A 14,641-nucleotide genomic window follows, 5' to 3' on the forward strand; every position below is an offset into this window, starting at 1 on the left:
GCTCCCTTATGCGGCTGACCCGACCTGGGAACAAAACATACATTCTTGTCTGTATCTTTGCAACGCCGACGTCGATCGTCGGAAAGCCGTGAATGGTGATGAGAAGCTGAACCTCAGTGGAGGCGGACGGTTTGCCCGGGCACCCCCGTGACCGCGGGTAGCACGTCTGCCGGGCCGTCAGTCAAGCGGCGGTAATGCCGCGCTTGCGATCAGCCGCAAATGGGTGCACGCGCGATTCCAGCGCCGCCGGGCACGATCGACATCTTGGTCGACGAAGCTTGCCACAAGGATTCCGCGCAGTGCGTCCATTGCGGTATAGACCAGGTTGACGAGTTCCTTCGGAGCCGAGTACTCGGGCAGCACCTGGGCGATGGCCGCGATCAGGGCGCTGTTCACGACCGGTTCCACGCGCTGGATCTGTTGCGCTAGCGCTTTATCGGTGCGGGCGGCGATCCAGAGTTCCATGGTGGCGGTAAAAAGCGGCCCCTGGTGTACCTCCCAGAGGAATTCCAGCACCGCCGACACTCGATCAGACGTGTCGTGCAGCCGGCCGAGCTCGCGGAAGGCTGCCTGCGCACGCTGCTGCGCCAGGTGTTCAATGGCGGCTACCACGAGGTCTTCTTTTGAGCGGAAGTGGTGGACCTGGGCTCCCCGGGTCACTCCAGCCAGCTCGACGATGCGTGGTGTGGTCGTTCCGGCGTATCCATGGTTAACCAAACACTCGACCGTCGAGTCGAGCAGACGGGTCCGCATTGCGGCGCTACGCTCCGCCTGGGTACGCCGCCCAACGACCTCCGTCGCCACTGCAACCAGCCTTTCGCGCACCTATCTCGTCGATCAGAATCATACATGTATGTTTGTAAGATAAGTTCTGTTTGCGGGATCGGTGCGCGCACCCGGAGGGCACCGGACTGCAACGTCGACGGGCGGGGCCTGATGCGCCCGCTCCTCCTCAGTCCGTGCCGGGCTACAACGTCTACCGGTTATCTGGAATAGGGTTTGGGTTGATCGCGATAGATGCTGGTTGTGACGACTGGTACATGTAGAGGGCGTCCAGGCGACGGGCCCAGCGTTGTACACATGTGGTCAACGTTCACCGCGGGCGCAGACCGGCAGCGGCGCTCGGGCCGGTTGTGACCGTGGCGTGGGTCGTCAGTAAGGTGCACACGGCCTTTCCGCTGCCGATCCGAGCGACACGCCGATTACCTCCTGAGTCACATTCGCCCCATCGGTCACACTCGACACGTGTTTGCGCGGTGCGCTCCGGCCGGCCAGCCCATGCGCCATCGGGCTGAGGCTCCGCGCGCCGCCTGGGGTGCGGCCACGTGCGGGTTTGGAGCTCGAATTGGTGACGCGAATCGCGCGAAAGTGCCGTGTTTGCAGTGCATTTGACGTCTTACACATGTAGAATTCGATTATGACGAGGCACCAAGAATGACACCCCGACACGCGGCGCGCCTACCCGGTGATGTAGGTAAAACCATGCAGAATTTCTGCCATGGCGGTTCCGTTGGAGTTGCTGAGGCGGCTGGTGGTCCAGCATCGTGTGGCGTTGGCCATGCTGCTGGGCGAGATCGGGCTGGCGTTCGACAAGACCTTGGCCTCGTGGGCAGAAGAGTTTCCCGATCCGATGAGGTTGCACGGCGGAACGCTGTGTTCGGATGTGCGGACCAGGGTGTTGGCGATGAACGCGATCGATGCGCGCTCTCGGTTCGACAACCCGCCGCGCACACCGTCGCGGAGCGCATCGTGCGGGCCGGATTCGACACTGCAGATGTCGTCGGGTCCGGGGGTTTCGGTGCGATTCGGCGATTCAGATATGGCGTTCGCGCGGGTGCGCCATATGTCGCCGAAGGAGGCCGAGGCGCTCGGGGCGGTGGTGCAGCAGTTGGCGATGCCGGCGCCGAAGCCGGGGCGGCAGATGGTGCTCGACGACGACGAGCCGGAGTCGCAGCGGGTGATGGGCCCGCCGGGGATCGGGCAGAACTGGGATTTGGTCCTGTACTGGTGGGAGACCCCGGGCCGGTTGTCGGTGGCCGGAGGCATCCTGGCGATGGTCGAGGAGATCGACACGTCCGACGAGCGGATTGTGGCGTTCGTCGATCTGCCGGCGGCGATCCGACCGAAGACAGCGGCCGAGATTGCTCAGCAGGACGTCGAGGACGACGAGGACGACCGCGACTTCGACGAGCAGTGGCCCGAAAACCCTTCTGCGGGCGAGGATTCGGGGGCTTAGGCGATGGCGTGCTACCGGCCGGAGGCTACCGGGGACGAGGTGGTCGGCGATGACAACCGTCGAGGTGTTCGGCGTCCGGGTCCGCCAGGCCCGGGTGTTGCGGCGACTGTCGGGCACGGCGGTGATGGATCACATGGGGTGGCGCTCGCCTCGGCAGACCCGGTTGGAGCAGGCCGAAACCGCGCTGCTGGATGCTACCGAGTTCAACCGGCTGGCGACGTTGTTGCGGTTCCCGGCGGCGTTTTTCACCACTGCCCCGGTATCGCGAGTGTTCGCTCACGACTTGCTGTTTCGCGCACCGAAATCCACCAGGGTCACCGAGAAGGAGTACCTGGCGGTGTTCGCCAATGTGGTGGGTGATCTGCTCGATCAGCTCAACGGGCAGGCCAAGTTGCCCGCGGTGCGTCTGGAGCCGCTGCCGGCGGGTACCGATGTGGTGACCGCGGCGGCCCAGGCCCGCCAGTGGTTGGGCGTGGAGCCGGGGGTGCCGATCAAGTCGTTGACCTACGAGCTGGAGGCTGCCGGCGTTCCAGTGGTGTTGCGGATGAAGCATTCTCGTATCTCGGGCAGTGTCGACTGGGACAGTGAGGATGAGGATCCGGCCGGAGCGTTGACTGAGAAGCATTTGGGGTGCTCGGCGCGTACCGGTGCCTACCGGGAGCGACCGGTGGTGTTGTTGCGGGCACTGGATTCCTGGGAGCGCACGCGCTGGACGATCGCCCATGAGATCGGGCATTTGGTGTTGCACCGGTATGGCGATGTGAGCGATGCGGAGGAGCGTGAGGCCTCCCGGTTCGCCTCGGAGTTGTTGGCGCCGGCCGAGGCGATCGCACCGGAGATTCCGGTGGCCCCGACTTTGAACGATTTGGTCGATGTGAAGTTGAAGTGGCGGATCTCGTTGGGGGCGTTGATTTTGCACTTGCGCGAGTCGAAGCTGATCGACAATGCGCGGGCGGAGACATTGCAGAAGCAGCTGTATACCAGGATCAACACCGATACCGGGCACACGTGGGGTAAGACCGAGCCGGGTTGGGATGCGCGTAAGCCGGAGCGGCCGCGGTTGCTGCGCAAATGGATCGAGGCCTGCTATGGCACCGCGTCGGCCGAGGCGTTGATGGCGCACAACCTGATTTTCCCGGCGGATCTGATGGCCGATGTGTTGGCCGGTCAGCGTGACGCCCCGGGGCGGGCTCGGCTTCGGGTGGCCCGGGTCAAGAGTGCCGGTGATGGCGACGGCGAGGGGCCCGGTGATGGTGGGCAGATCGTGGTGCCGTTTGAACGGGCCCGCCGGCAGGCCTAGAGAAGCGGTCGGGGGCGGTCGGGGGGATGTCACGCACACAGCGGGTTGCTCTGACCGATCGGCCCGACACCTACACGGTGCTGGGCGCCGATGGCCTGCCGGTCAGGGCGGCTGAGGAGTTCTTGCAGTTTCTGCGCGATGATGAGGCCTCGCCGAACACCGTCAAGGCGTATGCGGCCGGGTTGGCGGCGTGGTGGACGGTGTTGGAACACACCGGCACGGATTGGCGTGAGATCTCCACGGGATTGTTCGGCCAGTTTCTGGCTTATCTGCGCACCGGCGATCTGCCGGGCACCGCGCGCATCGGAGCACCGCAAGGCTGGCTGAGTCCGGCGAGCACGCAGTTGCGGGCGGCGGCGGTGCTGGCGTGCTATCGCTTCCATGCCGATGCGCACGGCCTGGCTGGGCCGTATCAGCGGCTGTTCATCAGTCGCGGCAAGCGCTCCCGGTCACGGTATGTGCCGATGCTGGCCGGGGTGGGGTCGCCGCGGGTCAAGGACCGACCGGTCTACACGGTGCGCCGCGGCAACCGGGCGGCGACACCGGTGTTGTTGCCCGCCCAGGTCAGCGCGATCCTCGACGGCTGCGCCACCCAGAGTGGGCAGCAGTGGTCGGGGCCGGACTCGGGGTTGCGGGACCGGTTGCTGTTCGCGGTGCTGGCCGAGACCGGGATGCGCCTGGGTGAGGCGTTGTCGTTGCGGCACCAGGATTTTCATATCGGCGCCGGGGGCACACCGTTTATCGATGTGGCCGCGCGCCAGGACCATCCGCGCGGGGTGCGCGGTAAGACGCTGCGGGCCCGCCGGATCTATATCGGGGATGACCTGGAGGCACTGTATTCGGCATATGTGTGGCATCTGGTGGACCGCGGGGCCGATCTGGTGGTGCCGGATCTGGACACCCATTTTGTGTTCGTCAACCTGGTCCGTGGCCAGCGGTTCGCCCCGACGCGACCCGAAACCGTCTACGCCAAAGTCGATTCCCTGACCTATCGGTGCCCTGCGCTGCCGCGGCAGTGGACGCCGCACTGGCTGCGCCACACCCATGCCACCGCGCTGCTGCTCTCGGGCGCCCCGCCGCATGTGGTGATGCGCCGGCTGGGTCATGCCGACATTCAGACCACGCTGTCGACCTACGGGTGGGTCACCGAGGACGCCGAGATGCGCACCCTGGCTCAGTGGCGCAACTACGTGGCCGGATGGAAAGGCGTGCACCATGATTCCTCCGACTGATCCGCCGGCGGCGGTGACCGGGGCGGGACCGCTGGGGGCCGCGCACCCGTGGGAAGCGCAGTGGGCTCGGGTTCCCACACCGTGGCGGCGCTCGGTCTACCGGATCGCCACCGCCCCGTTTGACGAGGTGTTCGTCTTCGCAAGCCAGTACCGCCGCCCCGAATACGCCGAGACCGAACGCGACTACACACCGATGGGTGCGCCGGTGCGTTTCGGCCAGGAGATCGCCTGGTGGGTGTGGCTGTGCTGGGATCAACAGCTGCGCAAGATCGAGCCGTCGCTGCTGGGCTGGCTGGCCCGCGCGCTGCCGGGCGCAATCGCCGAGCACACCAGTCGCACCGGGTCTTCGCCGGTCAGCGTCGCTGAGCTGGACCCGACCGAGATGATGCGGCAGGCCACGCTGGTGTTTGAACGGCGCAACCACCGGTTGCCCTCGGCCGGTTCGCGGCGCAACATCGGCCACCTGATCGAGCATCTGCACCTGAGCGTGGCGGTGCGCTGCACCGAGGCCCCGTGGTGGTCGCATGACATCTGGGATCTGCGTGCTGATCCGCGGATTCCGCAACGCGATCATGAACCCAGCCACGACAAGACGGTCCGGCTGCGCGGCATCGAACCGGCCTGGCTGCGTGAAGGATTGCGGTTCTGGCTGCGCAGCGCCTTGACCTACGATCTGCTGACCTGGTCCTCGGTCACCGACCGGTGCCGCAATCTGGGATCGCAGCTGGGCCGGTTCACCCGCAGCCACGGCCACCTCGACGACCCCCTGTTCAGTACCGATCCCGATCGGTTGCGGCAGGTGTTCGTCGATTACCTGGAGTATCTGCGCTCCCCGCAGGCCGCCACCCACTCGCACCGTTTGACCGCGGGCACCGTGGCCAGCCTGCAAGCCCAAACCCAGGCGTTCTACACGTTCATGCACGATCACGCCGCCGAAGCGGCCACCGCCACCGGCAACCCCCGGTGGCGCCAAGCCACGCTGACCCACACCGCGTTGTGGTCGCCGCTGAACGCTCCGCGCCGGCGCCGCGGTGAACGCGACCTGACTTGGTATTCGACCGGGGATCTGCAGCGCATGCTGACCTACCTGGACGTGCTGGCCGCCGATGCCAAGGCCAAGGTGGTGCTGACCCGGGCGGATGGGAATCTGACCGTCCTGCCGGGCCTGGGCGATCCGCAGGCCGCGCGGGTGTGGCTGCTGCAAGCGCTGACCGGGCGGCGCGCCTCCGAAATCCTCATGCTCGACCACGACCCGCTTGAGGCGATTCCCGGACACGACCGTCCCGTGGGCAGCCAACCCGACAGTGCGGCGTTCGTGGCCCGGCTGCGCTATCAGCAGACCAAAGTCGACGGGGTCATCCCGACCATCCTGGTGGAGCAGGCCGTCGTCGACATCATCACCGAACAGCAAGACTGGCTCAAAGCCACCTACCCGCAACTGAATCCGCGGTATCTGTTTCTGGGGCTGAAAAACCAATACCGCGGCCAGCGGCCGCGGCCCTACACCACCTACCGCACGATGCTGGAAAAGCTCGACGCAATGCACTCGATGACCGATCACGCGGGCCGGCCGCTGCGGTTCACCCAAACCCATCGGCTGCGCCATACCCGGGCCACCGAGCTACTCAACGACGGCGTCCCGTTTCACGTCGTTCAGCGCTACCTCGGGCATAAGAGCCCGGAGATGACCGCCCGGTATGCGGCCACCCTGGCAGCCACCGCCGAAGCAGAATTCCTCAAGCACAAAAAGATCGGTGCACATGGCGCCGAGGTGGATATCGCCCCGCACGACATCTACGAGATGACTCAGCTGGCCGCGCGCACCGACCGGGTGCTACCCAACGGGGTGTGTCTGCTGCCGCCGCTGAAGACCTGCGACAAGGGCAACGCCTGTCTATCGTGCGGGCATTTCGCCACCGACGCCACGCATCTGGGCGAGTTGCGTGCGCAATTGGCCGCCACCGAAGCACTGATCGCCACCCGCCGTGAGCAGTACCGGGCACGCGCCGGACGCGAGCTGACCGACGACAACATCTGGATCATCGAGCGGCGCCGCGAAATCGCCTCGCTGCAGGCCATCATCGATCGCCTCAACACACCCGGGCAGACACCAGGGCAGGGATCGGTGGCCGGCGCGGGGACCGCGCCTCGGTTGCCGCTGCTGCAGATCCAGACCCGCGGGGCACACCAGTCGGCTCTCGACAAGGCCGGCCAACCGCGCCCACGCCCCGGCGGGCGGTGAGTATGCCCCGTTCCCTCGACGGGCTGCGCCGTGCTTCGACCAAGAGCCGCAACCAAGCCCGCGCCAAGATCAAAAAGGCGCTGCGCGAAATGCAACGCAAAGGCCTGACCATCAACCCCAACGCCCTGGCCCGCTACGCCGATGTCTCCCGCAAGACCATCTACAACCACGCCGACCTGCTGGCCGAGGTCAAAGCCGCCGCCAACACTCCTGCGCCACGGCTGAGCACCGCGGCCCCCGACAACGCCGCGACGCCCTCGAGTGTCACCGCAGCGCTGCGTGAACAGCTGCGCACCCAAAAACGCGGCTACGAAACCACCATCAGCGCACTCAAAGCCGAAATCAAACAGCTCAAACACGACCTGGCCGCCGCCCACGGTGAAATCCACCGCCTGGGCGCCACCGGTGAGCACGGCACCGCCCGGCAAGGATGACACCGGCAGCCCAACCCCGGCGAAATGGTCGAGCTGCGCCCGGCAAAACAGGAGCGGGGTTACCTGTTGGCCGTATTGCGGTGTCCTTGACTGTCGCTGACGGGGTAAGGGATTGGTTCTGATCGTGAGCGACAGTGTTATCTGTAGGGATGTCCTTGATGGTCGGTTGCCGGTGTTTTCGAACTCTCGGTCGGCGGTCGGGCGCGAGTCAACGTTCTCGCTGGTGACCGCCGTGGGTGGCGGGGATGTGTAGTGGCGTCACCGTTGCCGTGCGGGTCTGGTCGGCAACCGGAGCGGCGGGTTGGCTGTCCGATGGGGTGTGGATGCTGAGGAGCGCCCGGCGCTCGTGGATGAGGGTGTTGATCCGGATGACGAGCAGGTGGTGATGGCGGTTGCTGTTGTGCGGTGGGAGTTGTCGCTGCTGCTCGGCCAGGGCGGCTGGTGGGTGAGTTCGGCGATTGCCGAGCAACCCGCTGACGAGGTGGCAGCGGCCGGTGCGAGCGAAATTGGCTGCCACACCGGATGGTTCACCCACGTCGCCGGATGCCGCGGATTGACGTTCGACGTTGCCTGGTGTCGTCGAGCCATTTCTGGAAGAGCTCAGTTCGACGATCCCGTCTGCGGAACCGCAATCGTCGTCGGTCGACTGTCGTCTGAGGTGAGGCAGTGGCCGAGTCGACGAATCGACGAACGGGTGGCTATGAGTGCAGCCACTCCCATGCCTGGTTGAGTTGACTGCGGGGGAAAGTCCGCAGTTCGCCGCGCAGCAGCAACGTAGCGGGTGCTTTTACGCACCATTCCTCCCATGTCGGGGCACCCACCATGGCGATCTTGTCGAAGTCCCGTCGGTGCTTGACGTCGAAAACCGTGTTGGCCCACGCCGCGGGAACACTCCAGCCCCTAAACGATTCGTCGATGAGGATCAACACCCGCAGTGACGCGAAGCGCTCCAACAACGACTCGATGCGCGGCGCGAGCACGTCGCGGTAGCTCCCTCGGTACAGCTTGCCGCGAAAACTGATCCCGACGACATTGCCGGTCGTGTCCGGCAGGAACTCGATCACAGCCTCACCGCCTCGTGAAGAGGGTGTCAGTGTGCGCGGGGTGCGTACATGATCACCGCCACCCCGGCCATGCAGACCAGGGCCCCGATCACATCCCAGCGATCGGGCCGAAACCCATCCAGCGCCATGCCCCAGACCAGCGATCCCGCGACGAACACCCCACCGTAGGCCGCCAGAATCCGGCCGAAGTGAGCGTCGGGCTGCAGGGTAGCGACAAACCCGTAGACGCCGAGCGCGATCACTCCCAGCCCGGCCCACAGCCAGCCGCGTTGTTCGCGGACGCCTTGCCATACCAGCCACGCACCGCCGATCTCGGCTACCGCGGCCAGCACGAATAACAGGATTGAACGCACCACCATGATCGGTGACCCTAGGCGATCGGGCCCGACGTTGAGGGGCTGCAGCACCCCTGGGTGCCACCTCCCATCGCGCTATCGTTCCCGGTAGTGAATGGCAGTGGGCAGCAAGGACTCTCGACGCATGCCAGGAGATCGTCACAGCCGGCGGCCAGCGCGGCGCGCAGCGTGTCGCGCACCGCGGTCAGCTCGACCAATTTCTCGTCGACCTCGGCCAGCTTGGCCGCGGCCCGTGCCTGCAGCCCCACATCAGAACGGCCACCGAGGCGGGTGGCGGCCAACAATTCGGCGACTTCGTCGAGGGTGAAGCCCAAACGCTGGGCGGCTTTGATCACCCGCATCATGGTGACCGTTTCCGGCGGATACAGCCGATGCCCACCCAGCGACCGTTGCGGCTCACGCAGCAGACCGCGGCGCTCGTAATAGCGCAGCGTGTCAATGTTCACCCCCGCCGCGGCCGCGACCTGCCCGCTGCGCAATCCCGTCCCGTTCACCGTGGGCCCCGCACAGCTGCTGCGACCCGCTCGGTCACGGCATCAAGCACCTCGGCCCGCGACGGCGGCACCTCGATGCGCATGACCACATTCGACCCGTCCGAGTCGAACTCGAAGCCGAAGAACGAGCAGCAGCCGACTTCACGCGCGGCCAGGTCACGGGCGTCGTCCTCGGCATCGGCGGCCAGGGCCAGGTCCAACCGGGTGGCACTGGGTCGGTCCCAACCCAGCACTGCTTGACCGAACAACCGGTCGAACTCGGCCACCCGCAGCGGTTGCTCGGCCGTCGGTAACGAACACGACTCGGGCACCCAGCCGGGGGGTTCATCGAACGCCATAGCTCGACGATAAACCTGTACCTAGGTACGGAATGCAACCCTGCATGGCCAGGCACGCTGGCACGCCGTGCTCGACCGGGGCAGCACCCCACCACAGCACCTGACCACCATCTTTTCGGTGTTCGGGCGCGACGGTCAACGGATCGTTGCGGTTGGCGCTGGTGCGGTGGCCGGCTGGGCGGCAGCGATCTCCTCGTCGAGGGGTTTGGTGCGCCCAGCGCGGACGCCGTTGGCGATGACGACGATCTCGGCGAGTTCGTGCACCGCGACGACGGCGGCCAACCCCAATATTCCGGTGAGGGCCAGCGGGATGAGTACGGTGATCAAGCCCAAGGAGAGTCCGACGTTTTGCAGCATGATGCGCCGGGCCCGGCGGGCGTGATCGAGGGCTTGGGTGAGGTGGCGCAGGTCTTCGCCCATGAGGGCGACGTCGGCGGTTTCGATGGCCACGTCGGTGCCCATCGCCCCCATGGCGATGCCCAGGTCGGCAGTCGCCAGGGCGGGAGCGTCGTTGACGCCGTCACCGACCATGGCGGTCGATTGTTGTTGGCGCAGTTGAGCGATCAGGGCGGCTTTGTCTTCGGGTCGCAGGTCGGCATGCACGGTGTCGATCCCGACCTGTTCAGCGAGGGCGGTCGCGGTCGCTGGGTTGTCGCCGGTCAACATCGCCACCCGATAGCCGCCGCGGCGCAGCGCCGCGACGACGTGGGCGGCTTCGGGGCGCAGTTCGTCACGCACCGCGATCGCGCCGATCAGGTGGTCGTGGTCTTCGACGAGGACCGCGGTGGCGCCGCCGGCCTGCATCGCGGCGACCTGGTCGGCCAGCGGGCCGGCATCGAGCCAGCCGGGTCTCCCGAGCCGCAGCCGGCGGCCGTCACGGTGGCCGGTGAGCCCGGCGCCGGTGACCGCTTCGACATCCTCGGCCGGGCGGACCGGGCCATCGGTGGCGGCGAGGATCGCTGCGGCCAGGGGATGTTCGCTGCGCGCCTCCAACCCGGCCGCCACGTCGAGCACCTGTTCGCGGGTGGCCCCGTTGGTGGTGGCCACGTCGATGACGGTGGGTTTGTTGGCGGTCAGGGTGCCGGTCTTATCCAGGGCGATGGTGCGCACCGCGCCGAGGGCTTCCAGCGCGGCGCCGCCTTTGACCAGGACACCGAGCTTGCTGGCCGCGCCGATCGCCGCGACCACGGTGACCGGCACCGAAATCGCCAGCGCGCACGGCGACGCGGCGACCAGTACCACCAGGGCGCGTTCGATCCACACCACCGGATCACCCAGGATTGACCCGATGGCAGCGATCGCGGCGGCGGCGATCATGATGGCCGGGACGAGGGGTTTGGCGATGCGGTCGGCCAGGCGCTGGGCTTCACCTTTACGGGATTGTTCGGCTTCCACGATGGCCACGATGCGGGCCAGGGAGTTATCCGCGGCGGTGCTGGTGACCTCGACCTCCAGCACGCCGGTGCCGTTGATCGACCCGGCGAACACCTCACCGCCGGGCCCGGCTTCCACCGGTACGGATTCGCCGGTGATCGCCGAAACATCCAGTGCGGTGCGCCCCGACACGATGGTGCCGTCGGTGGCGACCCGTTCGCCGGGTTTGACCAGCATCCGATCGCCGACCCGCAACTCGTTGGGCGCAACGACCGTTTCGGTGCCGTCGCGCAGGACGGTGGCCTGATCGGGCACCAGTGACAGCAATGCGCGCAGGCCGCGGCGGGTGCGGGCCAGTGAGTATTCTTCCAGCCCCTCGCTGATCGAGAACAGGAACGCCAGCATGGCGGCCTCGCCGACCTCGCCGAGGATCACCGCGCCGACCGCGGCGATCGTCATCAGCGTGCCGACCCCGATCTGGCCTTTGGCCAGCCGCCGCACGGTCGAGGGCACGAACGTCGCAGCCCCGATCGCCAACGCCAGCGCGTACAGGCCGATTTCGATCGGCCGCGGCCCGTCGGTCCAGCCCACGACGTAGCCGGCCAGCAGCAGCACCCCGGCCGCGGCGGCGGCGCGTAGTTCGCTGACCTCCCAGAGCCGTTCGGGTTCGCGTTCGTCCTCGTCGCGGTCGTTGCCGCAGCCGCACGCTTCGCTCATCGTGTTGCCTTCTTCCGCGTGGTGGGGTGGCCGTAGTTGGGGCACAACGCGACCGCGTTGCCGGTGGCCTCCAGCACCGCTTCGGCGGCGCGAAACATCTCCAACAGCTCCGGGCGGGCCAGCCGGTACACCGAGGCCCGGCCCTGCGGCCGGTAATCGAGCAGGCCGCAGTCGCGCAGGCAGGCCAGATGCGCCGACACCGTCGACTGCGCCAACCCCAGCTCGCCGGTCAGATCCACCACCCGGGCCTCACCCACGGCCAGCCGCCGCAGGATCGCCAACCGGGTGCCATCGGACAGGCTGTGAAACAACGCCGTCGCCGCATCCAAGCTCCCGCACACCGGGGCCTCGACCACACCACTTTTCATCGCCACACGACGATGATAGCGTCACACATCATTGATCGGTCAAGCCGGGCAACATCGCCAAGCAACGATGCCGGGGTGGGTTTGGTCAAGCCGGCCGGGAAGGGGGCGTGCGCGATGGCCTATGCGGCGCTGGGCTTGTTTGTGGTGTTGATGCTGGTGATCGGGGCGTGGCGGCGCCGGATTCAGCTGGCCCGCACCGGTGACAGCGGCAACCGGCGCGGTTGGCGCCCCGAGCCGACGCTGGAGTGGTGGGCGCTGGCGGTCGCCGATGTGGGGTATCTGCTGGTGGGGGTCGGGGCACCGGCCGCCGCCCTGGCCGGCCTGTCTGCCCTGGGCGTTTTCGACCGCGGATGGGTGCAGGGGTTCGGGGTCGTGGTGGTGGCCGGCGGGATCGTGCTGACCTTGGTCGCGCAGTTGGGGTTGGGGGCGTCGTGGCGGATCGGGGTCGACGACACCGAAACCACCGAGCTGGTCACCACCGGCCCGTTCGCGCTGGTGCGCAACCCGATCTTCACCGCGCTGCTGGTCACCTTGATCGGCCTGGCGCTGATGGTGGGCAACCTGGTGGCGATCGCCGGGCTGGTGATCGCGGTCGTAGGGATCGAGGTGCAGGTGCGTGGGGTGGAGGAACCCTATCTGCGCCGGGTCCATGGCCGCGCCTACACCGATTACGCCGCTACGGTGGGCCGCTTCCTGCCGTGGATCGGCCGCATCCGCGATCGTCAGATGATGCGGGGCCAATGATGTTGCCCGACACCACCATTGACTTCACCACGGTGGAGGTGACGGTGGCCTTCGTCGACTTGGCCGGCTACAGCGTGCTCACCGAGGCCTGCGGCGATCGGGAGGCCGCCCAGTTGGCGGCGCGGCTGGCCGACCTCGCCCACGCCGCCCTCGGGCCCGGGGTGCAGGTGGTGAAGACGATTGGGGATGCGGTCATGCTGGCCGCCGCCACCCCCAGCCAGATGATGGCCACGATCACCGTCCTGGCCGACCGGGTGGCCGCTGCCGACGGATTTCTGCCGATACGGGCCGGCATCCACCACGGGCCCGCCATCGGCCGCGGCGGCGATTTCTTTGGGCATGCGGTCAATATCGCCGCCCGCATCACCGCCCTGGCCGGCGCCGGCGACGCGGTGCTGACCGACGCGATCGTGCCGGCGGCCACCGGGATCGGGTTGCCCACCACACCGATCGGTGCGCCGGTGCTGCGCAATATCACCACCGCGGTCCCGCTGCACCGGATCGCGCTGGCCGCGGCCCGTTATCCGCGTGACCCGGTCTGCGGCATGCGTATCGACCCGGCGACCGCACCCGCTCACCGCCACCACGGCGGCCGGGATTGGTGGTTCTGCTCGGCCGACTGCGCCGACCCTTCGCCGCGCCACTCGTGACGGCCCGCCGCGGGGCTATTCACCACGGTGACCGCACCCCTCGAAAGCAACCCCGACAGCGCCCCTTGGGCTACGTGCAGCAGTTCGGGTCGAGCACCACGCACAGGGCTTGCAGGGCTTCGGGTTTCACCCGGTGAAAAACGTTCATGCCGCGCCGATCGGAGATCACCAGCCCGGCCTTACGCAGCTGCCCGAAGTGATGACTCACGGTGGATTCGGCCAGATCGAGCACCGCGGCCAGATGCGCGCTGGTCTCCCCCCGGGGCGCGAACTGAACATCAGCGACATGATCTTCACCCGTACCGGGTCGGCCAGCGCCTTCAGCCGCATCGCCACCTCCAGGGCATCGGCGTCGCTGAGCGGCCCGGCGGCCACCGGGGCGCAGCACACCGGGGCGGACATGTCGATCACGGGCAACGCTTTGGGCATGACAACCATCCTGCCACAATTCTTGACATATATCGAAAAGGTGGCATTCTGAGCGGGACGCGTCAGTTCGATATATGTCTCATCCTCAGTGGAGGTGGATCATGTCCCGTGTTCAGTTAGCGCTCAACGTCGACGATCTCGACGAGGCGATCACGTTCTACACCAAACTGTTTGGCATTTCCCCGGCCAAGGTGAAGCCCGGCTACGCCAACTTCGCGGTGACCGAGCCGGCACTGAAGCTGGTGCTGCTGGAAAACCCCGGCAAGGGCGGCACCATCAACCACCTCGGTGTCGAGGTCGAGTCCAGCGAGAAGGTGCACGCCGAGATCGCCCGACTGACCGGCGAAGGCCTGTTCACCGACGAGGAGATCGGCACCACCTGTTGTTTTGCCACCCAGGACAAGGTCTGGGTCACCGGCCCGGCCGGCGAGAAATGGGAGGTCTACACCGTGCTGGCCGACTCCGAGACGTTCGGCACCAGTCCCCAGCTGCTCGCCGGCGGCGAGGCTGACCAGGGTGGTGGCGTCTGCTGTGGCGGCACCGCTGCCGCAGAGGCCGAGCCTGAAACGGCCAAGACCACGTCCTGCTGCTGACCCAACTCGCGGCACCAAGGGCCCACCATCGCCATGATGGTGGGCCCTCCGCGATCGACCACCCGACTTG

Annotated in this window: 16 protein-coding genes and 1 pseudogene; 8 read left to right on the forward strand and 9 right to left on the reverse strand. The window is 67.0% G+C overall.

The window, feature by feature from the left end:
• Positions 1 to 177 precede the first annotated feature (177 nt).
• Positions 178 to 753 carry a TetR/AcrR family transcriptional regulator gene (locus ACNQS7_RS08240; protein WP_418015931.1) on the reverse strand — a complete coding sequence of 192 codons (576 nt, stop codon included), beginning with the start codon at positions 751 to 753 and terminating at the stop codon, positions 178 to 180.
• Positions 754 to 1,498: 745 nt separating this feature from the next.
• On the opposite strand from ACNQS7_RS08240, the gene ACNQS7_RS08245 reads away from it, so the two are divergent.
• Genes ACNQS7_RS08245 through ACNQS7_RS08265 form a run of 5 tightly spaced genes read left to right on the forward strand, consistent with a single transcriptional unit; the run spans position 1,499 to position 7,444 of the window.
• Entirely contained in the window at positions 1,499 to 2,236 is a 738-nt protein-coding gene (locus ACNQS7_RS08245) for a hypothetical protein (protein ID WP_011855061.1), read from the forward strand.
• A 49-nt stretch (positions 2,237 to 2,285) separates the two neighbouring features.
• Positions 2,286 to 3,536 carry an ImmA/IrrE family metallo-endopeptidase gene (locus tag ACNQS7_RS08250; RefSeq protein WP_120795196.1) on the forward strand — a complete coding sequence of 417 codons (1,251 nt, stop codon included), beginning with the start codon at positions 2,286 to 2,288 and terminating at the stop codon, positions 3,534 to 3,536.
• 26 nt (positions 3,537 to 3,562) lie between these two features.
• The gene (locus ACNQS7_RS08255) at positions 3,563 to 4,768 is read left to right on the forward strand and encodes a tyrosine-type recombinase/integrase (RefSeq protein ID WP_133449260.1); all 1,206 of its coding nucleotides are present in this window, start codon (positions 3,563 to 3,565) and stop codon (positions 4,766 to 4,768) included.
• Entirely contained in the window at positions 4,755 to 7,010 is a 2,256-nt protein-coding gene (locus tag ACNQS7_RS08260; protein ID WP_205879846.1) for a tyrosine-type recombinase/integrase, read from the forward strand. Before ACNQS7_RS08255 ends, ACNQS7_RS08260 begins: the two co-directional genes overlap by 14 nt.
• A gap of 2 nt (positions 7,011 to 7,012) precedes the next feature.
• Entirely contained in the window at positions 7,013 to 7,444 is a 432-nt protein-coding gene (locus ACNQS7_RS08265) for a transposase (protein WP_120795200.1), read from the forward strand.
• 208 nt (positions 7,445 to 7,652) lie between these two features.
• Here the strand turns inward: ACNQS7_RS08265 and ACNQS7_RS08270 are convergent, their stop codons facing one another.
• From ACNQS7_RS08270 to ACNQS7_RS08300, 7 genes are all read right to left on the reverse strand, one after another.
• Entirely contained in the window at positions 7,653 to 7,979 is a 327-nt protein-coding gene (locus tag ACNQS7_RS08270; protein WP_120795201.1) for a hypothetical protein, read from the reverse strand.
• 163 nt (positions 7,980 to 8,142) lie between these two features.
• Positions 8,143 to 8,508 carry an STAS/SEC14 domain-containing protein gene (locus tag ACNQS7_RS08275; RefSeq protein WP_120795202.1) on the reverse strand — a complete coding sequence of 122 codons (366 nt, stop codon included), beginning with the start codon at positions 8,506 to 8,508 and terminating at the stop codon, positions 8,143 to 8,145.
• Between the two features lie 26 nt (positions 8,509 to 8,534).
• Entirely contained in the window at positions 8,535 to 8,867 is a 333-nt protein-coding gene (locus ACNQS7_RS08280; RefSeq protein WP_120795203.1) for a YnfA family protein, read from the reverse strand.
• An 11-nt stretch (positions 8,868 to 8,878) separates the two neighbouring features.
• Positions 8,879 to 9,358: a MerR family transcriptional regulator gene (locus ACNQS7_RS08285; protein ID WP_133449261.1), complete on the reverse strand. Its 480-nt coding sequence runs from the start codon at positions 9,356 to 9,358 to the stop codon at positions 8,879 to 8,881.
• Entirely contained in the window at positions 9,355 to 9,696 is a 342-nt protein-coding gene (locus tag ACNQS7_RS08290) for a hypothetical protein (RefSeq protein WP_120795205.1), read from the reverse strand. The genes ACNQS7_RS08285 and ACNQS7_RS08290 overlap by 4 nt, the downstream gene beginning before the upstream one ends.
• A gap of 135 nt (positions 9,697 to 9,831) precedes the next feature.
• Positions 9,832 to 11,787: a heavy metal translocating P-type ATPase gene (locus tag ACNQS7_RS08295; RefSeq protein ID WP_240743953.1), complete on the reverse strand. Its 1,956-nt coding sequence runs from the start codon at positions 11,785 to 11,787 to the stop codon at positions 9,832 to 9,834.
• Positions 11,784 to 12,155 carry an ArsR/SmtB family transcription factor gene (locus ACNQS7_RS08300; protein WP_133449308.1) on the reverse strand — a complete coding sequence of 124 codons (372 nt, stop codon included), beginning with the start codon at positions 12,153 to 12,155 and terminating at the stop codon, positions 11,784 to 11,786. The genes ACNQS7_RS08295 and ACNQS7_RS08300 overlap by 4 nt, the downstream gene beginning before the upstream one ends.
• A gap of 75 nt (positions 12,156 to 12,230) precedes the next feature.
• Between ACNQS7_RS08300 and ACNQS7_RS08305 the strand changes: the two genes are divergently transcribed.
• Together ACNQS7_RS08305 and ACNQS7_RS08310 are read left to right on the forward strand one after the other, a co-directional pair.
• On the forward strand, positions 12,231 to 12,899 hold the full coding sequence (locus tag ACNQS7_RS08305; RefSeq protein ID WP_240743954.1) for a methyltransferase family protein: 669 nt from the start codon (positions 12,231 to 12,233) through the stop codon (positions 12,897 to 12,899).
• Entirely contained in the window at positions 12,896 to 13,549 is a 654-nt protein-coding gene (locus ACNQS7_RS08310; RefSeq protein WP_133449262.1) for an adenylate/guanylate cyclase domain-containing protein, read from the forward strand. The genes ACNQS7_RS08305 and ACNQS7_RS08310 overlap by 4 nt, the downstream gene beginning before the upstream one ends.
• Before the next feature lie 70 nt (positions 13,550 to 13,619).
• Here ACNQS7_RS08310 and ACNQS7_RS08315 read toward each other — a convergent pair.
• Positions 13,620 to 13,978: pseudogene (locus ACNQS7_RS08315) on the reverse strand (Rv2640c family ArsR-like transcriptional regulator).
• A 101-nt stretch (positions 13,979 to 14,079) separates the two neighbouring features.
• Between ACNQS7_RS08315 and ACNQS7_RS08320 the strand changes: the two are divergent.
• Entirely contained in the window at positions 14,080 to 14,571 is a 492-nt protein-coding gene (locus tag ACNQS7_RS08320; RefSeq protein WP_120795208.1) for an ArsI/CadI family heavy metal resistance metalloenzyme, read from the forward strand.
• Positions 14,572 to 14,641 lie beyond the last annotated feature (70 nt).

This window comes from Mycobacterium sp. 23, assembly GCF_048287075.1.
GTDB classification, from domain to species: domain Bacteria; phylum Actinomycetota; class Actinomycetes; order Mycobacteriales; family Mycobacteriaceae; genus Mycobacterium; species Mycobacterium gordonae_B.